At 62.7% G+C, this 26583-nt stretch carries 24 protein-coding genes and 2 pseudogenes; 14 read left to right on the top strand and 12 right to left on the bottom strand.

Annotation, left to right across the window (positions count from 1 at the left end; translation table 11 throughout):
* Nucleotides 1–204: 204 nt before the first annotated feature.
* From ABTV29_RS20225 to ABTV29_RS20250, 6 genes and pseudogenes are all read left to right on the top strand, one after another.
* The gene (locus tag ABTV29_RS20225) at nucleotides 205–1527 is read left to right on the top strand and encodes a hypothetical protein (protein ID WP_433766456.1); all 1323 of its coding nucleotides are present in this window, start codon (nucleotides 205–207) and stop codon (nucleotides 1525–1527) included.
* A gap of 371 nt (nucleotides 1528–1898) precedes the next feature.
* Nucleotides 1899–2903: pseudogene (locus ABTV29_RS20230) on the top strand (PDC sensor domain-containing protein); the annotation flags it as partial.
* Nucleotides 2904–3206: 303 nt separating this feature from the next.
* Nucleotides 3207–3806: pseudogene (locus tag ABTV29_RS20235) on the top strand (methyl-accepting chemotaxis protein); the annotation flags it as partial.
* 739 nt (nucleotides 3807–4545) lie between these two features.
* Entirely contained in the window at nucleotides 4546–5859 is a 1314-nt protein-coding gene (locus ABTV29_RS20240) for an amino acid permease (protein ID WP_433766457.1), read from the top strand.
* On the top strand, nucleotides 5852–7129 hold the full coding sequence (locus tag ABTV29_RS20245) for an aspartate aminotransferase family protein (RefSeq protein ID WP_433766458.1): 1278 nt from the start codon (nucleotides 5852–5854) through the stop codon (nucleotides 7127–7129). Before ABTV29_RS20240 ends, ABTV29_RS20245 begins: the two co-directional genes overlap by 8 nt.
* A gap of 9 nt (nucleotides 7130–7138) precedes the next feature.
* Complete coding sequence (locus tag ABTV29_RS20250) at nucleotides 7139–8152, top strand: phosphotransferase enzyme family protein (protein ID WP_433766459.1); 1014 nt, start codon at nucleotides 7139–7141, stop codon at nucleotides 8150–8152.
* Nucleotides 8153–8674: 522 nt separating this feature from the next.
* Here ABTV29_RS20250 and hpaC read toward each other — a convergent pair.
* A complete protein-coding gene (gene hpaC / locus ABTV29_RS20255; RefSeq protein WP_433766460.1) occupies nucleotides 8675–9184 on the bottom strand; it encodes a 4-hydroxyphenylacetate 3-monooxygenase, reductase component in 510 nt (169 codons plus the stop codon).
* Between the two features lie 257 nt (nucleotides 9185–9441).
* On the opposite strand from hpaC, the gene ABTV29_RS20260 reads away from it, so the two are divergent.
* Nucleotides 9442–10071: a response regulator transcription factor gene (locus tag ABTV29_RS20260; RefSeq protein ID WP_433766461.1), complete on the top strand. Its 630-nt coding sequence runs from the start codon at nucleotides 9442–9444 to the stop codon at nucleotides 10069–10071.
* Between the two features lie 405 nt (nucleotides 10072–10476).
* Here ABTV29_RS20260 and feaR read toward each other — a convergent pair whose 3' ends face one another.
* The 9 genes from feaR to ABTV29_RS20305 form a co-directional block, all read right to left on the bottom strand.
* On the bottom strand, nucleotides 10477–11397 hold the full coding sequence (gene feaR / locus ABTV29_RS20265) for a transcriptional regulator FeaR (RefSeq protein WP_433766462.1): 921 nt from the start codon (nucleotides 11395–11397) through the stop codon (nucleotides 10477–10479).
* Between the two features lie 155 nt (nucleotides 11398–11552).
* A complete protein-coding gene (locus ABTV29_RS20270; protein WP_433766463.1) occupies nucleotides 11553–12503 on the bottom strand; it encodes a PDR/VanB family oxidoreductase in 951 nt (316 codons plus the stop codon).
* Nucleotides 12504–12673: 170 nt separating this feature from the next.
* Entirely contained in the window at nucleotides 12674–13414 is a 741-nt protein-coding gene (locus ABTV29_RS20275) for an SDR family NAD(P)-dependent oxidoreductase (protein WP_433766464.1), read from the bottom strand.
* A gap of 10 nt (nucleotides 13415–13424) precedes the next feature.
* On the bottom strand, nucleotides 13425–13925 hold the full coding sequence (locus ABTV29_RS20280; RefSeq protein ID WP_433766465.1) for an aromatic-ring-hydroxylating dioxygenase subunit beta: 501 nt from the start codon (nucleotides 13923–13925) through the stop codon (nucleotides 13425–13427).
* Nucleotides 13922–15205, bottom strand: a complete 1284-nt coding sequence (locus ABTV29_RS20285) for an aromatic ring-hydroxylating oxygenase subunit alpha (RefSeq protein ID WP_110967567.1) — start codon at nucleotides 15203–15205, stop codon at nucleotides 13922–13924. Before ABTV29_RS20285 ends, ABTV29_RS20280 begins: the two co-directional genes overlap by 4 nt.
* Before the next feature lie 49 nt (nucleotides 15206–15254).
* Complete coding sequence (locus ABTV29_RS20290; protein ID WP_433766466.1) at nucleotides 15255–16376, bottom strand: amidase; 1122 nt, start codon at nucleotides 16374–16376, stop codon at nucleotides 15255–15257.
* Nucleotides 16373–16858, bottom strand: coding sequence for a nuclear transport factor 2 family protein (locus ABTV29_RS20295; protein WP_433766467.1), 486 nt, complete (start codon nucleotides 16856–16858; stop codon nucleotides 16373–16375). Before ABTV29_RS20295 ends, ABTV29_RS20290 begins: the two co-directional genes overlap by 4 nt.
* A gap of 3 nt (nucleotides 16859–16861) precedes the next feature.
* A complete protein-coding gene (locus tag ABTV29_RS20300; RefSeq protein ID WP_433766468.1) occupies nucleotides 16862–17233 on the bottom strand; it encodes a hypothetical protein in 372 nt (123 codons plus the stop codon).
* A gap of 31 nt (nucleotides 17234–17264) precedes the next feature.
* Nucleotides 17265–18428 carry an acyl-CoA dehydrogenase family protein gene (locus ABTV29_RS20305; RefSeq protein ID WP_433766469.1) on the bottom strand — a complete coding sequence of 388 codons (1164 nt, stop codon included), beginning with the start codon at nucleotides 18426–18428 and terminating at the stop codon, nucleotides 17265–17267.
* A gap of 330 nt (nucleotides 18429–18758) precedes the next feature.
* Here ABTV29_RS20305 and ABTV29_RS20310 point away from each other — a divergent pair, with 330 nt between their 5' ends.
* The 6 genes from ABTV29_RS20310 (at nucleotide 18759) to ABTV29_RS20335 (ending at nucleotide 24112) form a co-directional block, all read left to right on the top strand.
* Complete coding sequence (locus tag ABTV29_RS20310) at nucleotides 18759–20240, top strand: PAS domain S-box protein (protein ID WP_433766470.1); 1482 nt, start codon at nucleotides 18759–18761, stop codon at nucleotides 20238–20240.
* Between the two features lie 295 nt (nucleotides 20241–20535).
* Nucleotides 20536–21687, top strand: coding sequence for an amine dehydrogenase large subunit (locus ABTV29_RS20315; RefSeq protein ID WP_433766471.1), 1152 nt, complete (start codon nucleotides 20536–20538; stop codon nucleotides 21685–21687).
* A 13-nt stretch (nucleotides 21688–21700) separates the two neighbouring features.
* On the top strand, nucleotides 21701–22240 hold the full coding sequence (locus ABTV29_RS20320) for a MauE/DoxX family redox-associated membrane protein (RefSeq protein WP_433766472.1): 540 nt from the start codon (nucleotides 21701–21703) through the stop codon (nucleotides 22238–22240).
* Nucleotides 22241–22245: 5 nt separating this feature from the next.
* On the top strand, nucleotides 22246–22881 hold the full coding sequence (gene mauD, locus ABTV29_RS20325) for a methylamine dehydrogenase accessory protein MauD (protein WP_433766473.1): 636 nt from the start codon (nucleotides 22246–22248) through the stop codon (nucleotides 22879–22881).
* 18 nt (nucleotides 22882–22899) lie between these two features.
* Nucleotides 22900–23421, top strand: coding sequence for a methylamine dehydrogenase light chain (locus tag ABTV29_RS20330; protein ID WP_008062110.1), 522 nt, complete (start codon nucleotides 22900–22902; stop codon nucleotides 23419–23421).
* Between the two features lie 169 nt (nucleotides 23422–23590).
* On the top strand, nucleotides 23591–24112 hold the full coding sequence (locus ABTV29_RS20335; RefSeq protein WP_433766474.1) for a cytochrome C: 522 nt from the start codon (nucleotides 23591–23593) through the stop codon (nucleotides 24110–24112).
* Here ABTV29_RS20335 and mug read toward each other — a convergent pair.
* Together mug and ABTV29_RS20345 are read right to left on the bottom strand one after the other, a co-directional pair.
* A complete protein-coding gene (gene mug, locus ABTV29_RS20340) occupies nucleotides 24106–24624 on the bottom strand; it encodes a G/U mismatch-specific DNA glycosylase (protein ID WP_433766475.1) in 519 nt (172 codons plus the stop codon). The genes ABTV29_RS20335 and mug overlap by 7 nt on opposite strands.
* Nucleotides 24625–24628: 4 nt before the next feature.
* Nucleotides 24629–25255, bottom strand: coding sequence for a TetR/AcrR family transcriptional regulator (locus ABTV29_RS20345; protein ID WP_433766476.1), 627 nt, complete (start codon nucleotides 25253–25255; stop codon nucleotides 24629–24631).
* Nucleotides 25256–25467: 212 nt separating this feature from the next.
* Here ABTV29_RS20345 and ABTV29_RS20350 point away from each other — a divergent pair, with 212 nt between their 5' ends.
* Nucleotides 25468–26583 carry an HlyD family secretion protein gene (locus ABTV29_RS20350; protein ID WP_433766477.1) on the top strand — a complete coding sequence of 372 codons (1116 nt, stop codon included), beginning with the start codon at nucleotides 25468–25470 and terminating at the stop codon, nucleotides 26581–26583.

Below are 26583 nucleotides of genomic sequence, written 5' to 3' on the forward strand. Positions count from 1 at the left end.
CCGTCAGGTCGCCAAAAAATCGCAGCCTTCGGCAGCTCCTACAGAGAACGCAGTCCGACAAGCCTCTGTGCTATCACCTCGCCATGCAATCTGGCATGCACAACCAACTAATTGGCAAACAGGCAAAAGGCCAAAAAAAACGCGGCCCTTAGTATCTAAAAAGACCGCAACCCTGCGCCTTAGAACAAGAACGGATGTCATGCCATGCTCAAGTCTCCCTTGCTTCGACTTTCCACGCTCGCGCTGATGATCAGCGCCGGGCAGGCCGGAGCGTATGAACTGTACTCAGACAGCGACACTCACCTGAACGCCACGCTGGAAGCGGTTTTCGGCATTTTCCACAGCCAGGAAAACTACGCCCTGTCGGGTCGTCTCGATGAAGGTTCGTCGTCGTGGCGCGAGGGTTACATCAAGTACGGCCTGGCCTTCGACAAGGGTTTCGCCGGTGCCGGTACCACCTATGGCGCGGCGAATCTGTTGAGTTCCGGTTCCTGGGGCGACGGTGATGCCGCAGGCTTCAGCGACGGTACGGAACGCACCACCAAGTTCGAAGACGCCTATCTGGGCTGGCGTTCGGCCGATCTTTTCCCGGTACTGGGTGCCGATGGCATCGACCTTTCGTTCGGTCGCCAGAACATCGTGGTGGGTGACGGTTTCCTGATCGACGGCGACGCGCTGAACATGGGCAAGGGCCTGGCCGACGGTGAGTTCAACCGTGGCGGCGCCTATTGGCTGGCCGCGCGCAAGGCGTTCGACGAGACCGCCGTGTTGCGCATCGGCGGCAAGGAAGGCTGGCGTGGCGACCTGATGTGGCTGAAATCCGATAACCGCGCCCAGGCCAAGACCGAAATGGTCGTCGGCACCCTGGAGCATGTGTCCGACGTCGGCACCGTGGGCCTGACCTACATCGACACCACCGACGTCGACGAAGAATTCGCCTCGCCGATCCAGCTCGAACGCGACGGCATGAAAACCTACAGCCTTCGCGCCACCGGCAATGCCGGGGTCAAGGACCTGTTCCTCTCCGGCGAATACGCCAAGCAGGACAAACCTCACACTTCCAGCGAAGACGGTTGGTATCTGGAAGCCGGCTGGACCTTCTCCGACGTGAACTGGGCGCCCTACGTCAGCTATCGCTACAGCCGCTTCTCGGAAAACTACGACACCCTGTTCTACGGTTTCAGCCGCGGTTTCGGTACCTGGTTCCAGGGTGAAGTGGCGGGCAACTATGCCGGTCCGTTCAACAGCAACTCGCGCATCCAGCAGGTCAAATTCACCGTCTCGCCACTGGAGAACGTGACCGTCGGCCTGATGCATTTCAACTACGACACCATCGACCGCGACCTGGGCAATACCGACGGTCACGAAACCGACCTGTACGCCGAATGGCACGTCAACGATCACCTGAGCATCATGCCGCTGATCGGCCTGTTCCAGCCGGACAAGAGCTTCGAGCAGGGCGGCACGCAGCTGGGCAACAACGACAAGAACCTCTACAGCCAGGTGATTTTCGCCACGACGTTCTAAACCAACACGCGACCCCCTGTAGGAGCGAGCATGCTCGCGATGAACGCCCAGACAACGCGGGCATCCAGACAGCCCGCGTTATCGTTGACGCCCATCGCGAGCATGCTCGCTCCTACAAGGGCGGGTTCGTTTTCAGGAAAAGGGCCTTTCCAATGCACAGAAAATTTCTGACGATCCAAAGCAAGATCGCCCTGCTCGCCGGCCTCTGCCTGTTGTTGGTGGTGGGTCTGCTGATGGGGTTGTCGTTCTACCAGACCCATCAAAGCAGCCAGCAAGTGGCCCGGGCCAGCAGTGAAATGCTCGCCGATGCGGCCAAGGAACACATGCAGGCGCTGGGCCGGGTCCAGGCGATGCAGGTGCAGCGCACCTTCATGCAGACCCATGAATTCGGCCAGGGCTTGTCGCGCTACTTACTCTATCTGCGACAACTCCAGCATCAGGGGACATTGACCCGCCAACAACTGCGCCAGGAGCTGAGTACCCAGCTTCATCAGGCCCTGAACGACAAGCCCGACCTGCTCGGGCTTTACGTCATTTTTGAACCCGACGCTTTGGACGGTGCCGACGCAAGCTTCGTCGACAAGGCTGATCTGGGCAGCAACGAGAAAGGCCGTTTTTCGTTGTACTGGGTGCAAAGCAAGCCCGGTGAACTGCAGGCGGTGATCGGCGACGAGGGCCTGCTCGCCAATACCGAACCGGGGCCGAGCGGCGCGCCCTACAACGCCTTCTACACCTGCGCCCGCGACACGCGCCAGGCCTGTGTGCTGGAACCCTATTTCGACGAAGCCTCGGGCAGTCGCAAGCTGGTCACCAGCGTCGCCTTCCCCCTGCTGGAAAACGGCAAAGTCATTGCCGTGGTCGGCCTCGACATCAACCTCGCCGCCCTGCAAAAGAACAGTGAATCCAGTGCCCTGCAACTGTTCGACGGCCATGGCCAGATCAGCATCATCAGCCCTCGCGGCGTCATCTCCGCCAACAGCCAGGACGTCAGCCGCCTCGGCCAGCCGATGGACAACGCCGAGGTGATGGATGCGCTGCGTCAGGGCCAGCCAAAGGTGTTTGTCGACCCGCAGCAGATCAAGGTCCTCGAACCCCTGGCACCGATTGCCGGCGCCGCGCCGTGGGGGGTGTTGGTCGGCGTGCCGCAAGAGGTGTTGCTGGCGCCGGTCACCACCCTGCAAAAGGAACTCGATGCCCAGGGCGCGCAAAGCACCGCGCTGGCCCTGCTGCTCGGTGGCGGCTCGGCCCTGCTCGGCCTGCTGCTGATCTGGTACACCGCCCAGCGCATCACCCGGCCGCTGCAAGTGCTGACCCGGGTGATGGAGGACATTTCCCTCGGCGAAGGCGATCTGACGCGACGCCTGCAAGTGCAGTCGCGGGATGAAATCGGTCAGCTGGCAACGGCGTTCAACCGTTTTGTCGAGCGCATCCACCAGTCGATTCGCGAGGTTTCGTCGGCGGCGCTCGGGGTCAACGAAGGCGCCCGCCGGGTGCTGGAGGCCTCCAATTCGTCGCTGAGCAATTTCGATGATCAATCGAGTCGCACCAACAGCGTGGCGGCCGCGATCAATCAATTGGGCGCGGCCGCCCAGGAGATCGCCCATAACGCCAGCGATGCTTCCCACCAGGCGTCCAGTGCCCGCCAGCAGGCGGAAGACGGACGTCAGGTGGTGCAGCGCACGATCGAGGTGATGAACGAGTTGTCGGGCAAGATCAGCGCGTCCTGCGCCAACATCGAAGTGCTCAACGACAAGACCGTGAACATCGGGCAGATCCTCGAAGTGATCAAGGGCATCTCCCAGCAGACCAACCTGCTGGCGCTCAACGCGGCGATCGAAGCGGCGCGGGCTGGTGAAGCCGGTCGCGGCTTCGCGGTGGTGGCCGATGAGGTGCGCAGCCTGGCCGGACGCACCCAGACCTCGGCGCTGGAGATCCAGCAGATGATCGAGGAGCTGCAAATCGGCGCCCGGGATTCGGTCACCACCATGACCGAAAGCCAGCAGCACAGTGAGGAAAGCGTCAACATCGCCAACCTCGCCGGCACCCGCCTGGGCAGCGTGACCCAGCGCATTGGCGAGATCGACAACGTCAACCAGTCCGTCGCCGCCGCCACCGAGGAACAGACCGCCGTGGTCGAGGCGCTGAACGTCGACATCACCCAGATCAACACCCTCAACCAGCAAGGCGTGGAAAACCTGCAATCGACCCTGCGCGCCTGCACCGAGCTGGAACAGCAGGCGGCGCGGTTGAATCAGTTGGTGGGGAGTTTTCGGATCTGACCATTGCGGTGCCTGATATACCGCTATCGCGAGCAGGCTCGCTCCCACAATGGATCTGCGTCGTACACAAATCCTGTGTTCACCGAAGATCCCTGTGGGAGCGGCGGTGCGACGATTCGACTTGCCCGCGAAGGGGCCGGCACATTCAGCATCTATGTCGACTGACACTCCGCCATCGCGAGCAGGCTCGCTCCCACAGTTGATCACCGCCGTACTCAAACCCAGCATCCAATGAAGATCCATTGTGGGAGCGAGCCTGCTCGCGATAGGGCCGGCACATCCAACATCTATTTCGACTGACACTCCGCCATCGCGAGCAGGCTCGCTCCCACAGTTGATCACCGCCGTACTCAAACCCAGCATCCAATGAAGATCCATTGTGGGAGCGAGCCTGCTCGCGATAGGGCCGGCACATTCAACATCCATGTCAACTGACACTCCGCCATCGCGAGCAGGCTCGCTCCTACAGTTGATCACCGCCGTACTCAAACTCTGCATCCACTGAAGATCCATTGTGGGAGCGAGCCTGCTCGCGATGAACGATAACGCGGTGTTCCTGCCCTCCTCCAAAGCCCAATCTGGCACCCACAATCAACCACATGGCATGCACGCAAACATGCCGCCGTGCACCCCGCGCGTAGTATCGAGATCAGCCCCGTTCAGTGGGCGCAAGCAACGCTCTACCCCCTCCATTTCTTACTAAAACAATAAATCGGCCTTCGGGTCGCGGGAGACTTCTGTGCTCAAGAAAAGTGCGCTGGGCTGGCCAAAGATTGCCGGCCTTGGAATTGCGTTGGTGGTGGCCGGGCAGTTTTCCGGCTGGAACTTCGGGCTGGCGGCCGGTGGCTGGTTGAACATGCTGATCGCCACGCTGTTGATGGCCCTGCTGTGCGGTGGCCTGGCGCTGTGCGTGGCGGAACTTTCCACCGCCCTGCCCAGCGCCGGCGGTGTGTTTGTCTATGCGCAAACAGCGTTCGGGCCGTTCGTGGGTTATCTGGTCGGTGTGGCCTGCGCGCTGGCACTGACCATCGGCACCGGCGCCGCAGCGACCTTCATCTGTGCCTACACCGAGTCGATTTTCGGCATCGGCGGCTGGCCGGTGAAGATCGCCCTGTTCGCGGTGATCATCGGCATCCACCTGCGCGGTGTCGGCGAGGCCATGGGCCTGACCTTCATTGCCGGCGTGATCGCCGTCGCGGCCCTGCTGACCTTCGGCGTCGCCATGGCGCCCCATGTCGAACTGAGCAACCTGCTGGCCTTGCCGGCCAGTGTCGCCACCCCCGTTAGCCTTGGCGGCATCTTCGCCTGCGTGCCGTTCGCCATCTGGCTGTTCATCACCGTCGAGCAGACCGGCTCGGCGGCCGAAGAAGCGGACAACCCTGGCCGCACCATGCCACGCGGCATTCTCGCGGCCATCGGCACCCTGCTGGTCACCGCACTGGTGGTGCTGGTTTGCGCACCGGGCGCCGGTGGCGTCGAGCTGGTGGGTTCGGCCGGCGATCCGCTGTACGCGGCGATGTCCAGCAACAGCGCCTTTGGTGAAAACTCCTGGCTGGCCAAGGTGATTGGCTGCGGCGGCGTGTTCGGCTTGATCGCCACCTTCTTCTCCCTGGTCTACGCCGCGTCCCGGCAACTGTTCGCCATGGCCCGCGACGGCCTGTTCCCGCAATGGCTGGGCAAGACCGGCAAGCGCGGCACGCCTTACCCGGCGCTATTGCTGATCGGCGCCATCGGCCTGCCGTTGTCCGAGGTCGATCCGGCCACCGTGATGCTCGCGGTCGTGCTGCTGCTCAACGTTTGCTACCTGTTCATTTTCGGCGCCTACCTGCGCATCAAAACCAGCCAGCCCGACCTGCCGCGCCCGTTCAGCCTGATCGGCGGAAAACTGGTCGCCTGGCTGGGCCTGGCGCTGACGCTGGTGGTGATCGCCGCCTGCTTCCAGCTCGACATGAAGATGTTGATCGCCCTCGGCGCGACCTTCGTGCTGTGCATTTTCAACTTCCTGCTGCGCACTCGCCGCAGCCCCGCCATCGAGGTTCCAGACCATGCCTGACACTCTCCTGCAACGCCGCCACCGCGTACTCGGCAGCGCCTCGCCCCTGTTCTACGACAAACCGCTGCATCTGGTGCGTGGTGAAGGCGTCTGGCTGTTCGACGTTGACGGTCGCCGCTACTTGGACGTCTACAACAACGTGCCCTGCGTCGGGCACTGCAACCCGCGCGTGGTCGAGGCGATGCACCGCCAGGCGACCACCCTGAACATCCACACCCGCTACCTGGACGAACAAGTGGTGCGTTACGCCGAGCGCCTGACCGCCACCTTCGCCCAGCCGCTGGACACCGCGATGTTCACCTGCACCGGCACCGAGGCCAACGAACTGGCGCTGCGCCTGGCGCGCTTCGCCAGCGGCGGTACCGGCATCATCATCAGCGATTACAACTACCACGGTAACTCGGCCTCGCTGGCCGAGGTGACCACTGCCCTGCCCTCGCCGGAACCCTTCGCCGCCCATGCCCGCGCCGTGCCGATCCCGTGCCTGTACCGTGCTCCCGCTGGCACCACCGAAGCGCAACTGGCGGATGAGTACGCCGCCAATATCGCTGCGGCGATTGCCTCGCTGCAGGCCCAGGGCATTCGCCCAGCCGCATTGTTGATCGACACTCTGTTCGCCAACGAAGGCCTGCCCCGTGTGCCGGCCAGCTTCGTGGCCCGGGCCGCCGAGCTGATCCGCGCGGCGGGTGGCCTGTTCATTGCCGATGAAGTGCAATCCGGGTTCGGCCGTACCGGCGATCACCTGTGGGGGCATCAGGCCCATGGTGTGACGCCGGACATCGTCACCCTCGGCAAACCCATGGGCAACGGCTACCCGTTGGCCGGGCTGATCACCCACAAGGCGCTGGTCGAATCCTTCGGGCGCAACGCCATGTACTTCAACACCTTCGGTGGCTCGCCAGTGGCGGCAGCGGTGGGCATGGCGGTGCTGGACGAGATTGAAGAGCGGCAACTGCTGCAAAACGCGCAGGACGTCGGCGCTTATGTGCAGCAGCGGTTGCAGGTGCTGGCCGGTAAGCACTCGATCATTGGCGATGTGCGCGGCAAGGGCCTGTTCTTCGCCATGGAACTGGTGCGCGATCACGCCAGCAAGGAACCCGCGGGCCTTGAGGCGCGCAAGGTGGTCAACGACATGCGCGACAACGGCGTGCTGATCAGCAAGATCGGCGCCGGCGACAACATTCTCAAGTTGCGCCCGCCACTGGTGTTCGGCCGTGAACATGCCGACCTGTTCGTAGACACCCTGGACCGGGCGCTGAGCGCCATTTGAGGACCTGCCATGACTGAATTTCACACCTTGAGCCATGACCAACAGGTCGCTCGCCTGCACGATCTGGCCCGCCACGCCCTGCAACACTGGGAAGGCGATTTCGCCGACATCGAACTGGTGAAATACCGCGAGAACGCGGTGTTCTCCGCCCGGCGCCACGACGGCCAGCGCGTGGCCCTGCGTATCCATCGCAACGGCTATCACTGCGAAGCGGCGCTGCGCTCCGAGCTGCAATGGATGGAAGCACTGGAAAGCGCCGGGATCACGGTGCCGCAGATCATCCGCGCGCAGGATCAGCGGCACTTGATCGAGGTGAGTCACGCGGAGCTCGGCGACCGTCACGTTGACATGCTTGCCTGGCTGCCGGGTGCGACCGCAGGCACCTCCGAAGCCGGGGTTCAGGCCGATACCGAGATCGATTTCCTGTTCAAGGAAGCCGGTGCGATTGCCGCGCGCATTCACCTGCATTCGGCGGACTGGCAGCAGCCGGACGAGTTTGTCCGGCATGCCTGGGATGAGGAAGGTTTGATTGGCACCAACCCGTTCTGGGGACGCTTCTGGGAACTGGAACAGCTGAGCGACGAGCAACGGGACCTGCTGCAACAGGCCCGGCGCCGGGCGCGGCAGGACTTGCGCCAGTACGGCCGGCACCTGGGCAACTTCGGCATGATCCACGCCGACCTCGTGCCGGAGAACCTGCTGATCGAAGGCCCGCGCCTTCGGTTGATCGACTTTGACGACGCCGGTTTCGGCTGGCACATGTTTGAACTGGCCACCGCGCTGTACTTCTGCCTGGATGACCCGCGTTATGAGCAGATCAAGGCCGCGCTGCTGGCCGGCTATCACGCCGTCAAGCCACTGACCGAGGCGGATCGCCAGACGCTGGCGCTGTTTCTGCTGCTGCGCGGGACCACCTACCTGGGCTGGATTCACACCCGCCAGGGCACCCAGACGGCGATTGAAATGGCACCGATGCTGATCGAACGGGCGTGTGGGTTGGCTCGGGAATATTTGCAGGTCTGATAGACAGCTATCGCGGGCAGGCTCGCTCCTACAGGGGTTCTCTGTCGTACACAAGCCTTGTGTTCACAGCAGATCCCACTGTGGGAGCGAGCCTGCTCGCGATGAGGCCAGGACATTCAACATCCATGGCGACAGATACACCGCCATCGCGGGCAAGCCCGCTCCCACAGGATCTGTGTCGGACACAGATTTTGTGTTCACTGAGATCTACTGTGGGAGCGGGCTTGCTCGCGAAGGGGCCAGCACATTCAACATCAGTGGCGGCTGATACACCGCTTTCGCGAGCAAGCCCGCTCCCACATGGGTTCTCTGTCGCACACAAGCCTTGTGTTCACAGCAGATCCATTGTGGGAGCGAGCCTGCTCGCGATGAGGCCAGAAGATTCAACATTGGTGGTGCCTGACACTCCGTCATCGCGGGCAAGCCCGCTCCCACAGTGATCAGTGTCGTACACAAATTCTGTGTTCACTGTAAATCTCTGTGGGAGCGGGCTTGCCCGCGATGAACGATAACGCGGTCTAATCAAGCCGCGCTGGCGTGTTCCAGGCGATGGAACAGGCGGTTGAAGTACACCAGGCTGTCACGCGGTTCGCGCACGCCGACCTTCTCCAACTCCACGAACATCACCGAATGCGATCCCACTTCCTTGCACTCGCTGATCCGCCCTTCAAGCTGCACCAGCGCATCGCGCAGCACCGGGACTTCGGCGGTGCCGTCGTCCCACAGGTCCCAGGCGAAGCGCTCGTCCATTGGCACCTTGGTCATGCCGGCGAAGTGCCGGGCCAACTCTTCCTGTTCGCCGCACAGCACGTTCACGCACAGCCGGCCGTTGGTGCGGAATACGTCGTGGGTGGCGCTGTTGCGGTTGACGCAGACCAGCACGGTGGGTGGCGAGTCGGTCACCGAGCACACGGCGCTGGCGGTGATGCCGCAGCGGCCGCCAGGGCCATTGGTGGTGATGATGTTCACTGCCGCCGGCAACTGCGCCATGGCGTTGCGAAAGTCGATTTGCTGCTGGCTCAGGTCGGCCATGTCGATGCCCCTTCCGTCTGGAGGACCGTCTTGTTGCGGTCCGTAGGTGATGGAACAAGAGTAAGGCCGGGCACCGGGCCCAACCATTCTGACGATCACCACAACGAGCTAGGCTTTCCGCTAGTCGACTAGGTGGTTTCTTTATCGCAAGGGCCGCCCACAGTGGTTATTCTGCACACTGGCTCCAAAAAGATGAGCCGATGCGTGCCGCGCGTTCGCGCGCGAAAACAATAATTAGAAATTTCGTGGCAGCCCCGATGGAAACCCGCAAACCGATTGTTTACATCGTTGACGACGACAAGGACCTGCGCACCTCGCTGGCGTGGCTGCTGGAGTCCGTCAGCGTCCAGGCGCAGTGCTTTGCCGGCGCCGAAGAGTTCCTCAGCCAGTACGACCCCCAGCAGCCCGCCTGCCTGGTGCTGGACGTGCGCATGCCGGAAACCAGCGGCTTCCAGTTGCAGGAAATCCTCAACCAGCGCGGCAGCACCCTGCCGACGATTTTCGTCTCGGCCCATGGCGACATTCCGATGTCGGTCACCGCGATGAAGAACGGCGCCCTGGACTTCGTCGAGAAGCCCTACAACCCGCAGCAGATGATCGATCGCATCCAGGCCGCGCTGAAGGCCGCCGTGCACGCCCAGGCGGACCAGCAGCAGCGTCAGAACCTGCAGGGCAAGCTGGCGCTGCTCACCAGCCGCGAGCGCGAAGTGCTGATGCTGGTGATCGATGGCAAGGCCAGCAAGGTGATTGCCCGGGAGCTGAACATCAGCGTGAAAACTGTGGATGTGCACCGGACCAAGATCAAGGAAAAGATGGGCGTGAGCAGCATTGCCATGCTGGTGCGCGAGGTGCTGCATTTGCCGGGTGAAGAGCCGGCGCGGCATTGAGATAGGGATCTGGATCTTCAGGGATCTTCAGGCCCTCATCGCGGGCAAGCCTTGCTCCCACAGGTCTTGATGGTGCTCACAGAATGTGTGTACGAAACCGATCACTGTGGGAGCGGGCTTGCCCGCGATGAGGCCAGCACAATCAACATCTTTAGCGACTGACAGGCCGCTATCGCGAGCAGGCTCGCTCCCACAGTGGTCCGTGGCGTCCACAAAATGTGTGTTCGCTGAAGATCTACTGTGGGAGCGAGCCTGCTCGCGAGGGGCCGGCACATCCAACCTCCATTTCGCCTGCCACGCACAAAACTGTAGGAGCTGCCGAAGGCTGCGATCTTTTGATTTTGCTTTTAAAAACAAGATCAAAAGATCGCAGCCTTCGGCAGCTCCTACATTGGGTTTGGAGTGTCAATTCTGGCTATAGCGCTTGCGATAGGCCCCCGGCGATACGCCGAAGCGTGACTTGAACGCCGAAGAAAAGTAGCTGGAGTCGGAGAAACCCCAGGCGTAGCACAACGCCGACAGCTTCTGCTCGACATCGCTGCGACGCAGGTTTTCCGCGCAGAAGTCCAGGCGCCGGTGCTTGATGTACTGCGCCACCACCAACCCGCGCTTGGAAAACATCCGGTACAGCCCGCGCACCGAAATCCCCACCTCACGAGCGATCAGCTCGGGGCACAGTGCTTCGTCGCTGATGTGTTCGTCGATGAAGGCAATGATCTTGCGGAACTGCCGCTCGTGGGCATCTCCGGTATTGTCGCGGGCACTGACGCCAGGCAACAGCAGGCTGGCCAGGGCGTCGAGCACCGCTTCGCTTTCCTGCATGTCCAGCCCTTCCTGCTGGCGGGTTTCCAGCACCAGCTTGTTGGCCATGGCCGCCAGCGGACTGTTGGCGCCGATGCGCGTGGCGCAGTTGACCGCCGTGAAGTGCGAACCACGCTCGACCACCTGGCGCGGCAGGATCAGCGACAACTGGCGCGAATCGTGGTTGTAGGTCATGTCGCTCGGACGGCTGGCGTCGATCAGGGCGATGTCGCCGCAACCCAGCTGCGCACGGTTGTCGCCCTGCTCCAGCTGCGAACTGCCGCGCATCTGGAACACCGCGTAGTAATGGCCGTCGCTGCTGATGCTGACGTCCTTGCTGGAGCGATACAGGTGCACGTGCGCCATGTCGACCACACTGAGTTTGATCGCGCCGCTGCGGAATTCCGCCAGCTCGCCATAAAAATCGGTGTCCAGTGCACGGGCGTCGAAACGCCCGCAGGCCTGGTTAACCTGGCTCAGCCAGGTTTCGAACGCCTCATTGCGCACCGTCGATGCTGTAATCATGTCCGCAAAGCCTCACGTGTTTTTGTTGTTATTTTTCGGCCGCTTCGTCGAGCGGCTCGCTAAAAATCTTTCGTACTCCAGCCATCTCCTCCCTTGACGGCCGCCGGGCGCCCATCCAACAGGCTCCGGCGTCGGCTTTCCAGCGTGGAAAGCCTTTAGATGTCCAATACCAGACGAGCGGAAAGCGCCCGAGAGACGCAGGCGCAAATCTGCTTGTTGGACGCCTTTTCCTTGTTCGACAGGCAGTTGTCGCGATGCTCCGGCAAGCCGTCCAGCACCTCGACAATGCACGTGCCGCAAATGCCTTCGCGGCATTCGGTGTCGATGTCGCAACCATGGGCCTGCAACACATCCACCAGACTGGAATCGGCCGGAACATGGAGCACCACACCAGAGCTGGCCAGTTCCACTTCGAAACTGCCGGTCGGTGCGCTGTTGGCCGCAGGGTCCGCGGCGAAATGCTCAAGGTGAATGGCGTCATCCGAACGGCTGCGTGCGGCCACTTCCACCACTTTGTTCATGAACGGCGCCGGGCCGCAGGTGTAGACATGGGCGGCGCTGCTGGCACGGCCCAGGCACTCGCTCAGCGCAGCGTCCAGGTCGGCAGGTTCCACACCGTAGTGGAACTCCACATGGTCGGCAAAATTCGTCGCCAGCAGTTCGGTGAACGCCGCGTACTCTGCCGAGCGGGCGAAGTAGTGCAGACGATACGGCTGGCCGCTTTCCGCCAGGCGATAGGCCATGCTCAACAGCGGCGTCACGCCGATGCCGGCGGCGAACAGCACGTGTTCGGTAGCGGTTTCATCGAGGCGGAACAGGTTGCGCGGCGCGCCCATCTCCAGCTCCATGCCCTCTTCCACCTGCTCGTGCAGGGCCAGCGAGCCGCCGCGCGATTGCGCTTCCTTCTTCACCGCCACCAGATAGGCGCAGCGATCCTGTGGCGGGCTGCACAGGGAATATTGGCGGGTCACACCGGTCGGGCCCGTCAGGTCGACATGGGCACCCGGCTCATAGGTGTCGAGCGGCTGGCCGTCACTGCGCACGAGGCGAAAGGAACGGATATCCAGCGCTTCGTCGACGATCCTTTCGATCTTCACCTTCATCATTGCATCACCTGAATTCTGTTGTTTCGGTTAAACGGTAAGTCTTGCGCTGGCTCCCTGTAGGAGCGAGCCTGCTCGCGATGAACCTGAGGTCACCACGGGGTGTCAGGTTTCCAGCGTCATCGTTGACGACCATCGCGAGCAGGCTCGCTCCTACAGGGGGTGTTTCGGGTTTAGCGCATGTACAAGCCGCCATTGATGTCCAGGCACGCGCCGGTTACGGAGGTCGCGTTGTCGGCAATCAGCAGCAGCACGCTGTCGGCGATGAACGTCGGGTCGCCGAGGCTACCGGCCGGGATCATCTTCAGAATCTGCTCCAGACGCTCCGGCGCCACGGTTTCGCGCACCACCGGCAAGTCCAGCGGCCCCGGCGAGATGCTGTTGACCGTCACGCCACGAGGCGCCAGCTCACGGGCGAAGACCTTGGTCAGGGTCGCCACGCCGCCCTTGGCCGCCGCGTAATGCGCGCCGGTGGCGGTGCCGCCGTTCTGCCCGGCCAGGGACGCGATGTTGACGATGCGACCAAAGCCGCGCTCGGCGAAATGCGCGCCGAACACCTGGCAGGCCACGAAAGTGCCGCGCAGGTTGATCGCCATCGACTCGTCGAACTCCTCGGGCGTGATGTCCATCAATGCCGCAACTTTCGACACGCCGGCGTTGTTCACCAGAATGTCAGTGCCGCCCCAGCGCTCGGCGAGCACGTCGCGAGCACGCTGGAAGTCGGCTTTGCTGCGTACATCCAGCTCAATGGCGACGGCGGTGGCGCCGCTGCCATCCAGCTCGGCGGCCAGCTGCTGAACGCCATCAAGGCGCACATCGGCCAGGCCGACGCGATAACCCGCCGCATGCAGACGGCGGGCGATGCACTCGCCCAGTCCGCGCGAGGCACCCGTTACAAGGGCTACTCGACTCATGATGTTGCCCTCACAGCAGGAAGCCGAGCGCACTCAGGCTGTCGGTGGAGTTGATCAGGCGCACAACCTTGCGCTCCAGGCTCGGCACACCGTCAGTGAAGCGAATGCGGTGGTTCAGGTCGGCCACGAACGGCGTGTGCACGCCGCGCTTGTAGGCGTAAAGCAGCTGCGCCGAGTTGACTTCGACGATGTCGCCGGCCGCTTCCACCAGGCGGAAACGCGAGACGGTGCGGATGGTTTTCGCCGCATCCACCGCCGACGGCGAGTAGCCGGCGGTCAGGCGTTCGATGCGCAGGTCACGCATGCGTGCGTCGTCATAGGCGTAGTTCAGCGTCGCCTCGAAGTCTTCGGTGTCCGGGTCGATCGGCACGATGTACTTGCCGCTTTCGCTCCACAGGGTCGCCCACTCGGCGTAGTTCTTGTGGTCCAGCAGCTCGGCTTCGCGCCAGATGAATTCGATGGCTTGGGCCAATGGGCCGGAAAAGCCGTTCAGGGTCTCGTGATTGCTCATTGGCTCATCATCCTTTTCCACATGTCGTAGGCACCGCGCATACCGCCTTCGTCGGTGGCGTGGCTGACTTTGTCACCGTTCTCGGCGGTGATTTCGCGGTTCAGGCCGCGGTTGACCAGAATCGGCGCGTCGACGCCGGCATAGGAGCCGCGCTGCACGCGGTCCCAGGCCTCGGCATCGTCGGGGCTGCCGAAACCGAACGGGCCCTGGAAGTGTTCGTGAATGCGCATGCGTTCGCGGTTGGCGATTTCCGGGCCGCCGTCCATGCCCAGGGCCACGTGACGGATCTCGGTTTCGGTGACCGACACCGGGCGCAGCACGCGGAAGAACGACATCGACATGGCCACGTTGGGGAACAGATTCAGGTTGAACCCGGCGCCGTGCAGCGAACGCACGATGCGGCGCACCTGTGCAGGCTCCATGGTTTTCGACAGCTCTTCGGTGACGTGGGCGAAGCGCTCCTGCAATTGCTCGGTGCCGTCATCGTGATCGAGGTCGACGTGCTCCGGCACCATCACCATCACGCTGTGGCCGTTGCCCAGCGAATGGGTCACGGCTTGCTCGTCGGTCATGAACGAGAGCATTTCCGAGGTTTCTTCATCCACCGAGGACATGAACGACTTGTGCACGATCGGGAAGTGATAACCGTCGGTGGTGTTTTCCAACTGGATCTTCCAGTTGCCCTTGAAGCTGAACTTGTGTTCGCCCTGGGTCTTGATCGGGTAGCCGGCGCCCTGCTTCATGAACAGGTCCATCCAGTGCTTGGCGCCGCCGAGGAAGTCTTCCAGCGGTTCGATCTCGTCGTTGTAGCTGGCGAAGATCATGCCGGCGTAGCTTTCCACACGCAGGCTGGTCAGCGGCAGCTCGGATTTTTCCAGGATGCCTTCATAACCGTCCGGGTACGGCAGCGCGCGCAACTTGCCGTCCAGGCCGTAGGACCAGCTGTGGTACGGGCACGTGAAACCGGTGGCGTTGCCCTTGTGCTTTTCGCACACGGTCGCGCCACGGTGGCGGCAACGGTTTTCCAGGACGTTGATGTTGTTCTTCTTGTCGCGCACGACGATCACCGGGCGACGGCCGATCATCGCGGTCTTGAAGTCGCCGCTGTTGCGCACTTCGCTTTCGTGGGCAACCCACACCCAGGTGCGGTAGAAAATCTTGTCCAGCTCGGCTTCGAACAGCGCCGGGTCGTTGTACAGCGAGACGTCGACGCGGTCGTGCTGGACCAGGTCTTCGGGGCTTTTCGACGTTGCGATCAGCCGGTATTCATGAGTGCTCATGCGGTTCTCCTCATGGCTTATTTTTATGATTGGGTTCTGGAGCCGGGGGCTAACCGACCATGCTCTGTTGCAGCTGCGCACCGAAGGCGCAGACCAATTCGTCCTGACCTTTGCGCCCGACGATCTGCAGGCCGACCTTCAGCCCGCCGCAATCGAGTTCCACCGGCACCGTCAGCGCCGGATGGCCGCTGAGGTTGAAAGGCCGCACCAGCGGGGTCATGCCGGCCACGGCCTTGCTGCCGGCGCGGGCTTCGCTGAGGGTCGGCGGCAGGCTTGGCAGGGTCGGCAGTAAAAGCACTGCGAAGTCTTCCAGCGCCGCATCCACCTGTTGGGTGAAACGGCTGCGTACGGCTTCAGCCTCGGCCAGTTCTTCACGGGTGGTGCGACTGGCCGCCAGCAGGCGGGTTTCCACGTCGGCGCCGATCAGGCCTTTGCCGGTCAGGTGACCGAACGCGGCCCAGTTTTCGAAATTGATCACAGTCAGCCCGGCAATGAAGGCGGCTTCGAACTCGCTCAATTGCAGGTGGCTGCGACGCCAGCCGGCGCGGTCGGCGGCCGCACCGAGGCTGGCTTGCAGATGCGCATCGCAGGCCACGTCGAGAAAGCCTACTTTGGCGCCGTCAGCGGGCAATCCTTGAACGTCGAAGCCCGGGCAGATCACCTGCATGGCCGCGATCAGATCGTCCATGGTCTTGGCGAACGGGCCGACGCAATCGAGGCTGGACTCCAGCGGGTGGGCGCCAATGCGACTGACCCGGCCGAAGGTGGGCTTGAGCCCGGCGATGCCGCAGCACGCCGCCGGCACCCGAACCGAACCACCGGTGTCGGTGCCGATGGCGATGTCCGCCAGGCCTGCCGCGACTGCCGAGGCCGAACCACTGGAGGAACCGCCCGGCACCCGGTCAGGGGCTTGCGGGTTGATCGGCGTGCCGGTCCAGTCGTTGATGCCGGTGACGCCAAAGGCCAGCTCGTGCAGGTTGGTCTTGCCGACGATCTGCCAGCCAGCGTTGAGAATCGCGTCCACGACGTCGGCGTTTTTCGTCGCCGCCGGTGCATCGGCAAAGGCCCGGCTGCCGGAACGGGTCGGGTAGCCGGCGATGTCGATGGAGTCCTTGATGGCAACGCGTTTGCCGTTGCCGCCGAGGAGAAATTCGCTGATGAAGGTGCTCATGCGTCCAGCCCCTTTTTGTGCAAATCAGTGTTGAACAAGCGTTGCGTGCGGAAATGCGCGATCAGCCAGGTACCGTCGACGCAGCGGAAATCGATGTTCAGGCGGGTGCCGAACAGTTCGCTGCGGCCATCGGCGTAGGTGGAAATCTGCTGCATGATCCACTGCCCCTGCGCTGTCCCGCCGTCGACCTGGATCGACTCGCTGGTGAGGTAATGCAGGTTCAGCCGGAAGTGATCCGACGGCGGCAGGTAACCGCCGACAAACGCCGCCACGGCCTCGCGTCCACGATGCTGGCCGAAGGTCTGCGCGGTCTGGCTGCCGATGCCTTCCCAGATCGCATCGATGCAGAACAGCTCGGCCAGTTCGCTGACCTGAGTCGGCGCCCTTGGCACATCGCAGAGGTCCATGTAGCGCGCCATCAGACGGCGCACTGCGCTTTCCCCTTCGAGCGTCGCCAGACGCTGGAGCAAGGCCTCGTTCATGGCTTACACCTTGGCCGCATCTGGGATGGTCAGCGGACGGCCGATGCGCGCTTCGACCTTGGCGTAGCGCCACAGGCTGTATTCGTTCACCGGCGTGGTGCGGAACAGGTTGCAGGCGTCGATCACCGATTGGTGGCAGTCGACGTCGGCCATGATGTACACGGTCCAGGGCGAGGTGGTGGACGGGCCGACCATCAGGCGGTCGTCATCCATCGCGCCGAGCACGGTGATGCCAGGCATCGCGCCGAGGTCAGCCATCATTTTGCTGAAGCCTTTCCACACAGCCAGGCCTTCGCCGGTGGGCAGGTCGAAAAAGTTCTGGGTGATGCCGATGCAGAAGACGACGCGCAGTGGTTCTTGAGTGGCTTGAGACATGAAGTAGATACCTTGAAAAAGTGACAGGAATTCAGATGTAGCCAGGGAACGGCGACACGCCGAGGAACACGGAACCGGCGCCGTCGTACAGCCCTTCGCTGAGGAAGGCGTGCTGGGTCACTACCATCGAGTCGCGCAGGTAGCGTTGCAGCGGGTGGCGCAGGTAGATGGCGGTGGTCCCGGCCAGGCTGTAGGCGCTCTGCACCACGGCGGCGCCGGCCTGGGACACGTGGATCGCGGACAGGCGCAGCAGGCTGGTCTGCTCCGGCGTCACAGGGTTGCCCGCCAGGATCGAGTTCCACACCTGTTCGGTGGCGTTGTAGAAGAAGCCACGGGCGGCGGCGAGCTTGGCTTCGGCCTTGGCGATTTCGATGCGAACGTAGGCGCGGTCGGACAGTTTTGGCGCGCCGGTGATGCCACCGCCGTTGGCCATGCGGCTGACTTCGTCGATGGCGGCACGCGCCAGGCCCAGGTTGACCACGGCCAGCACTTGCGCGGCGTAGGCAATCGACGGGTAGCGGAACAGCGGCTCGTCGATGGTAGCTGCGCCGCCACGGATGAAGGTCCAGCGCTCGTCGATGCGTTTGTCGGTGACGCGCAGGTCGTGGCTACCGGTGCCCTTGAGGCCGACCACGTCCCAGTTCTCGACGATGTCCACCTGATCCGGGCGGAACACCGCCGTGCGCGGCTTGCCGCCCGCTGCGCCGATGCCGACACCGAGCAGGTCGGCGCCTTTGCAGCCGCTGGCGAATTTCCAGGTGCCGTTGACCTGCCAGCCACCCTCGACCGCTTCGGCCGGTTGCAACGGGAACAGGCCGCCGGCGAACACCAAGTCAGGGCTGTCGGCGTAGATTTCGGCCAGGGTTTCCTGGGGCAAGGCGGCCAGATAGACACCGGCGCTGCCAAAACTGGCGACCCAGCCGGCGGAGCCGTCGGCTTCGGAGATGCGCTCGATCATTTGCAGAAACTTGGCCGGTGCCAGGGCGTCGCCGCCGTAGCATTTCGGCGTGGCGGCGCGGTAGATGCCCACCTGCTTGAAGCGCTCGATCATGTCCCGTGGCACATGGGAGACGCTGTCGAATTCATTGCGACGTTGGCGCACTTCATCCAGCACTTGCTGGAATGCCTGGCTGTCGACGACAGGCTCGTCAACGCCGATCAGGGCGTCTTGTTGCGCAACCGCTGAACGCAGCATGGGCTTTCTCCGTTTTGCTTATTGTTAGGTGGGGTGACACCGCACTGCTGTCTTATCTGTGGGAGCAAGGCTTGCCCGCGATGGCGCCCTTGAGAACGCCATCGCGGGCAAGCCTTGCTCCCACAAGGGATCGACGGCGTCACCCTTGCATTGAGGTCCAGTGTAAAAACCGCACCCCGGCGCAACTATTGGTGCGTGCAGCCCCCCGCCTAAAGATATCCCCTAGGCCGCCCCCGGTTACCTCTGAGCGCATCCCCGGGCGCGAGCCGGTATAAAAAGCCATACTTCCGGTTTCACCGGTCCCCACCCCCTGCCGCCAAGGGCTGCGCGATGTACTTGCCTGAACAGAACGACTTTTTCACGCTGATCGAAGCCATGCCGCTGTGCATCATTCTTCACGATGCCCACAGCAAGGAGATTCTCTGGGCCAATGCCGCGGCCCTGTCGGCGCTGGGCTTTACCCTTGAAGAACTGACGCCGCTCAAGGCCCCGGACATGACCCGCGATGCGCCCAAGTACCGGCGCTCGGTGGGTTTGCGCTGGCTGGAAGGCGCCGCGCGCGAGGGCCAGCGCGCCATCGAATGGTGCTACCGCTCCAAGCAGGGGGTGGAAATTCTCTCGGAAGCCGTGGCGACGCTGGTGCACCTGCAAGGTCGCGATGTGCTGATGGTGCAGTTCCGCGACATTTCCAAGGAGGACAAGGTCAAGCGCGACCTCAAGCGTTTCGAAAGCCGGCTCAAGGCATTCATGCAAGACCTGGCCGAAGGCGTCGCGGTATTGGGGCCCAAGGGTGAGATTCGCTTTGTCAGCGAGTCCGGTGCGCATCTGCTCAACAGCGAAGAACACCAACTGATTGGCAAGAATTTCCTCGACTGGTGCGACGAGGCTTCACGTCAACGCCTGCTGCAACAGCTGTCCACCGAAACGCCCGAGCACCTACCGTTCAGCGTGCATTACAAAGTACAGCGGCGTGACGGCGAATGGCGCTGGCACGATGCGACCTGCCGCTTTATCGAAATCGAAGACGACCTGGTGGGGCATCTGCTGCTGTTTCGCGATGTCACCGAGCAGGTGCAGGCAGAAGAGGCACGGCGGGTCAGCGAACAGAAACTCGAATACCTGGCGCGCTACAACGCCATGGGCGAAATGGCCGTGGCCATCGCCCACGAGTTGAGCCAGCCCCTGGCCGCTACGCGCAATTTCATCGAAGGCACGCTGATACGCCTGGGCAACGCGGGAGGCGCCGACGAGGGTGTCACCTGGGGTTTGCAGAGCGCGGTGCGGCAGATCGAGCACGCCTCGGTGATCATCAAGAGCGTGCGCGACTACGTGGTCAAGCTGGAGCAGAGCGAAGAGCTGATCGACCTCAACGAGCTGCTGGGCGAGACCCGGTATTTCATCAGCCTGCGGGCCGATCCGAGCCTGGTGAAGGTGGAAGTCATCACAGCCCCGGGGCCGTTACTGGTGAGCTGCGAGAAAGTGCTGATTGGCCAGGTGATCCTCAACCTGGCCTTCAACGCCATCGAAGAAATGGCCGACCTGCCCATCGAGCGCCGCGTGCTGCGCATCCATGCCAGCGCCGACAACGGCATGGCGCTGGTGCGCATCGAAGACCGCGGACGCGGCATCCAGGCCCAGGCCCAGGAAAAACTCTTCGACGGCTTTTTTTCGTCCAAAGTCAGCGGCAACGGCATTGGCCTGGCGCTGTGCAAAAACATCATCGGCCGCCATCGCGGGGATATCTGGGCGCAGAACCTGGAGCCTTGTGGCGCGGTATTCACCTTCTCCCTTCCCCTCGCCACTCCCGCCTGACGCACACAAAACCCGTGGCGAGGGAGCTTGCTCCCGCTCGATTGCGCAGCAATCGCAGAACTCTTCAGTGTCAGCACCATCTTGGGGCTGCTTCGCAGCCCAGCGGGAGCAAGCTCCCTCGCCACAGGGGAACGCCTACCCCGGTTTTGTGGCGTGTCGATGACACTGGCACAGATACACAAACACTTGGCAGGCAGCGCAATTCCCCCGATTGCCGGGCGAGGCACTATTCAATGGTCAAAATCTGCCCACTCACCCGCGATCCGCGTTACCAACAATTCAGGAAGTTCCCCTTATGCGAACAAACAGGATCTCCGTACAGTCAGCGCTAGGCCTGAGCCTGCTTGTACTCGGTTTGAACAGTGCCCGTGCGGATTTGCCCGCCGACACCGGTATCGGCCAGACCACCCTGGCATTCCCGGCCGAACCGCACCGCGCCTTTGTCGTGGATGTCGAGTTCGAAAGCTTCGTCGCCGGCCGTGTCACCGTGGTCGACCCGGACCAGAAACGCGTGCTGGGCATGGTGCCGACCGGTTTTGCCGCGCCTTCGGCCCTGAGCCATGACAAAAAGACCATCTACGCCGCCGACATCTGGTACTCCCGCGGTACCCGTGGCACCCGTACCGACGTGCTGACTGCCTGGGACACTTCGACCCTGTCGCCGGCCTGGGAAGTGCTGATCCCGAACAAGCGCGCCGAATCGCTGACCCAGCGCTACGGCCTGAAGACCAGCGGCGATGACCGTTTCGTCTACATCTACAACTTCACCCCGTCGACTTCGGTGACCGTGGTCGATACCCAGAGCAAAGCCGTCACCACGGAAATCGCGATTCCCGGTTGCGTGCTCAACTACCCGATCGGCAAGCGCAAGTTCGCCTCGCTGTGCGGCGACGGCAGCCTGCAGGTGGTGACGCTCAACGACGAGGGCAAGGAAACCGCGCGCAGCCGCACGCCGTTCTTTGATCCGAATGCGGAAAAACTGGTGGAGCGCGCGGTCAACGTCGGCGACACCTACTACTTCACCACCACCACCGGCACCGTGCGCGCCGTGGATTTCAGTGGCGACGCGCCGAAGATCCTGCCGAGCTGGTCTCTGGTGACCGACGAAGAGAAGAAGGCCGGTTGGGCGCCGGGCGGCTGGCAGCTGATGGCGGTCGCGCCGAAGCTGAACCGCTTGTACGTGCTGATGCATGACGCTCACGAAGCGATGAAGTGGGAAGACCCGAGCACCTTGATCTGGGCCTTCGACCTGAAGACCGGCAAGAAAATCGCCACCCTGGAAGCCCCGGCTCCAATCTGGAGCATGCAGGCCACCGGCGACGACAAACCGTTGCTGCTGGGTGCTGACGTCGAGGGCGGCTTGCAGATCTTCGATCTCAAGACCAACCAACACACTGGCGCCATGGCCAAGGTCGCAAAAACCGCGACTCAAGTCATGAGCTACTAAACGAGATTCGGCCATGCAATCAGATCCGATCTTCATCATTGCCAGCGCCATCGCCATCGCGGTGCTGCTGGCCAGCGCCGCGACCCACAAGGTCCGGGCGCCGGCGCGCTTTCGCAAACAGCTTGGCGACTATCAGTTGCTGCCCGATGCGCTGGTGCGCCCGGTCGCCCGACTGGTTCCGTTGCTGGAACTGGCCATTGCCTTCGCCTTGCTGGTACCGGTCAGCCGGCACTGGGCAGCGTTGAGCGCCGCCAGCCTGCTGGCGCTGTACGCCGCCGCCATCGGCATCAACCTGTGGCGCGGTCGTCGCGACATCGACTGTGGCTGTGCCGGCCCTGACCAGGCGCAACCGCTGCGCCCGGTCCTGCTGCTGCGCAACAGCGTGCTGGTCGGGCTGGCTCTGGTGGCCAGCCTGGCACCGGTCGCCCGCGACATGAATGCGTTCGATGCCTTCGTGACCCTGGCCTCCGCCGCCGTCGCGCTGCTCATCTACGCCGCGGCCGACGGCCTGGCGGCGAACTCCCCTCTTCTGCTCAAATTGATTGGTAGGTAATCAAAATGGAAGGCTTGATAGTTTCCAACGTTCTGCTCTGGGTATTGCTGGTGGCCGTGGCGTTCGTCGTCATGGGCCTGGTGCGCCAGATTGGCGTACTGCACGGTCGTCTGGCTCCGGCTGGCGCGCTGATGATGGACAAAGGCGTGGCCGTCAACGAAGCCGCACCGCAAGTGACCGCTGCCGACCGCAATGGCCGCCCGGTGAACTTCGGTTATGCCGGCGAGAAATCGCAACTGCTGTTCTTCCTCTCGCCGACCTGCCCGATCTGCAAATCCCTGCTGCCGGCGATCAAATCCATCGCCAAGGAACAAGCCAATACCCTTGACGTGGTGTTTGTCAGCGACGGCGACATGGACGCCCAGCAAGCGCTGATCCGCGAACACAAACTGGAAGACGCCACCTACGTGGTCGGTCCGGAAGTGGGCATGACCTACCAGATCGGCAAGCTGCCTTACGCCGCCCTGATCGACAAGTCCGGCACCCTGCGCGCCAAGGGCCTGGTGAACTCCCGCGAGCACCTGGACAGCCTGTTCGAAGTGGAACACCTGAAACACGCCACTTTGCAGCAGTACCTCAATGCTCAGCCGCAAGAGCATAACCCTCACAACCACGACCACAGCCACGGCCATAGCCACTGATAAGGCAGGGAGACCTACATGAAACTGCTGGATCTGTTGTTCGAGCGCTCCTCGCGCCGTGTTGCCGACACCACTTCGCGCCGCAAACTGCTGGCGCGCATGGGCTCGCTGATCGTTGCCGGTGCCGCTCTTCCCGTGCTGCTGCCATTGGACCGTACAAGCAAGGCACTGGCCGCCACCGACCCGAAAGCCGGCGACCCCGGTGATCCGAACAGCTGCGACTACTGGCGCTACTGTTCCATCGACGGCTTCCTGTGCAGCTGCTGCGGCGGCTCGGTGACCTCCTGCCCACCGGGTACCGAGGCCTCGCAAGTGACCTGGATCGGCACCTGCCGCAACCCGGCCGACGGCAAGGACTACATCATTTCGTACAACGACTGCTGCGGTAAGCAGAGCTGCGCCCAGTGCGCCTGCACCCGCAACGACAGTGAAGAACCGGCCTACCGCCCGTTCAACAACAACGACGTGAACTGGTGCCTGGCCGCCAAATCGCACATCTACCACTGCACCGTTTCGATCATTCGCGGCGTAGCGGTTTAAAGCGTTATCGCCGGTTGCCCATGCAACCGGCGTTTTTTCTTTTCTGTAGGAGCGAGCTCTGCTCGCGATGGACTCAAGGGCGTCGCGGTCATTCAGACGGGGCGCGTTATCGTTGACGACCATCGCGAGCAGAGCTCGCTCCTACAAAGGATCGCCAGCAGAGGTTTATATGCGTAGGTTGCTCTTCCTCGGCCTCATCTGCGTTTTGGCCACCCCACTCGCTCATGCCCGAGCCATCCCCAATCCAAACCAGCACCACGCACCGGGCAACGAATCGCCGCAAACACCCATCGCGCAGGCCAATTACAGCGTGGGGGTGAACTACCAGTTGCAATGCGCCGGCTGCCATCTGGGCGACGGCTCGGGTTCCGCTGCCAACGACACACCGCGAATGAAGGGTTTTGTCGGCAATTTCCTGAAAGTCCCTGGTGGCCGCGAATTTCTGGTGCGTGTACCGGGCATGTCGCAGTCGGCGCTGAACAATGCGCAACTGGCGGATTTGCTCAATTGGCTGATGCGCGAAGATGGCATGGCGGGCAAGAGCATGCCCGAGCACTACCAGCCCTACACCGCCGACGAGGTCGCCGCGCTGCGCGCCAAGACCATGCTCAACCTGCCCGGTACTCGGGGCGAACTGATCAAGGCCATGCGTGCCCAAGGCATCGCCATCGACGACGGGATGAATTACTGATCGTTGTCGATCGCCGCCTGCCTGAGTGAGCGATAGGCGTCCACCAGCTGCGCCTGGCTGAACGCGAGATTTCGTCCGCTCGGGTTGGGCAACACCCACACCGCGGCATTGCCGAACGTCTTCGGCTGAAGTCCCCACGCCACCTGCCGCTGCCCCGACAGCGCCGAATATGCCGCCTTGCCGAGAAACGCCACGCAGCGTGGCGCATAACGGGCGATCTTCCTTTCAAAGTCCGCCGCCGCGGCAATGAATTCCTGTTTCGACAGCTGGTCGGCCCGCGCCGTCGGGCGCTCAACCACAGCGGTCAGGCCGCACTGGTAGTGCAGGATCGAGCGATCCTGCTCCGGGCGCACCTCATGCGGCGTAAACCCGGCCAGGTGCAATGTGCGCCAGAAGCGGTTGCCGCGCCCGGCAAAATGATGTCCCTGGGCGGCGGCCAGCATGCCGGGGTTGATGCCGCAGAACACCACCGCCAGCCCTTCGGCGAGAATGTCTTCAAGCCCTTCACTCACCCCCTCACCCGCCACAGATCACGCTGACGGCATTGCGCACAAGCTCCGACAGTTCTTCCCGGGGCTTACCGGCCCGTGCACGGATCGAAATGCTGTGCAGCAACGATGCCGCGAGTACCGCCAGTGCCCCGATATCGACATCGTCTTTCAATTCGCCGGATTCGACGGCCTTGCGCAGACGCACTTCCAAATCGGCATCGAGCCGGCTGAGCCGGTCTGACAGTACCGCGCGAATTTCCAGGTCCTCGACGGCCTCGGTGGTCGCGGTGCCGATGGCAAAGCAGCCACGCGGTGCACCTTCGCCCGAGTAGTAGATCGACAACTGCCCTTCGTAGAAACGCAGCAGGGCCTCGCGCAAAGGCAAGTCGTTGTCCGTCAGCGCTGCCTGCATGTTGGCGAAGGCAAATGCCCAGTATTGCTCCAGCGCCTTGATATAGAGCGCGTGCTTGTCGCCGAACGCGGCATAGAGGCTGGGGCGATTCATCCCGGCCGCCGTGGCGATGCTGTCCAGGGAAGCGCCGGAATAGCCGGTGCTCCAGAACACACCAAGCGCTTGCTGCAGCGCTGTCTCGGGGTCGTAGGCGCGGGGCCGGCCGCGGCCTTTGCCTTCTGCAACTTTATTTTGTGCCATGTCGTACAAAATCCTTGTGGAAGGGTGGGTGCGGGGATATTCTTACACCATCGCACAAAATTAAGGAACCAGAAGTTCCTGAATTTACGTTTGTTGAAGCACGGCTCAAAACGGCTATGGCGGCGACGAAACGAGTGCGGCGGAGCGACCCTCCCCACCGCGCACGGGTTTGCTTTCTCACAGCAATTATTCGTTTTGAGGTGTATTCGATCATGACCCAACAAATCGACATCCCCGCTTCGCAGGCCTTCGAGCACCCGGAGCGGATCAAAAAGCCGCTCAAGGAAAAACTGCGCCCATGGCTGATGTTCGGCGTACCTGCCCTGGCGGCCGTCATCGGCTACACCAAATACGTGGCCGGCGAGCCCTTCGTCACCACCGACAACGCCTACGCCCGGGTGGCCAAGGCGTCGATCAATGCGCGGATTTCCGGGCAGGTGGTGGAAATCGCGGTTGAGGACAACCAGTCGGTACACAAGGGCCAGGTGCTTTTCCGCATCGACCCCAAGCCGCTGCAAATCGCCATCGACCGGGCCCAGGCCCAGCTCAGCGTGGCGCGGCTGCGCATCGATGGCCTGAAGGCCAGCTATCGCCAGCAGCAGGCTGAATTGCAGTCGGCAAAGGAGTCCGCCGACTTCGATCAAAAGGAATTCGCCCGCAAGAAAGCGCTGGTCGCGACCGAGTTCGTGTCCCGGGCCATCTACGAGCGTGCGGAAACCGACCTGAAGATTTCCCGGCAACGGATCAATTCGATCGAACAGCAGATCTCCAGCACCGTGGTGGCCTTGAACGGCAACCCGAACATCGACGTCGACAGTCACCCGACGGTGCGCGAGGCCCAGGCGCAGCTCGACGAAGCCCAGCTGTACCTGTCGTACGCCACGGTTTATGCACCTGCCGACGGCATCGTCGCCAAGGTCGACGATTTGCAGGTAGGCAACTACCTCAACAACGGCGCGGCGGCCTTTGCGCTGATTTCCGACCACGAGATCTGGGTCGAAGCCAACTTCCGCGAAACCCAGGTCACGCACATGCGCCCCGGGCAGGAAGCGACCATCAGCATCGACACCTACCCGGATCGCGTATTCAAGGCCCACGTGACCAGCATGAGCCCGGGCGCCGGTTCGGACTTCTCGGTGTTGCCGCCGGAAAACGCCACCGGCAACTGGGTCAAGGTGGTGCAGCGGGTCCCGGTTCGCCTGGAACTGGATGACGTGGACCCTGCCCTGCCCCTGTTCTCGGGCACCAGCGCCACCGTGAAAGTCGACACCGGCCATCGCTCGCCGTGGTGGAGTCCGCTCAAATCGCTGTTGACCGCAGGTAACTAG

It is taken from the genome of Pseudomonas putida, assembly GCF_050989985.1.
Taxonomy (GTDB): domain Bacteria; phylum Pseudomonadota; class Gammaproteobacteria; order Pseudomonadales; family Pseudomonadaceae; genus Aquipseudomonas; species Aquipseudomonas putida_AI.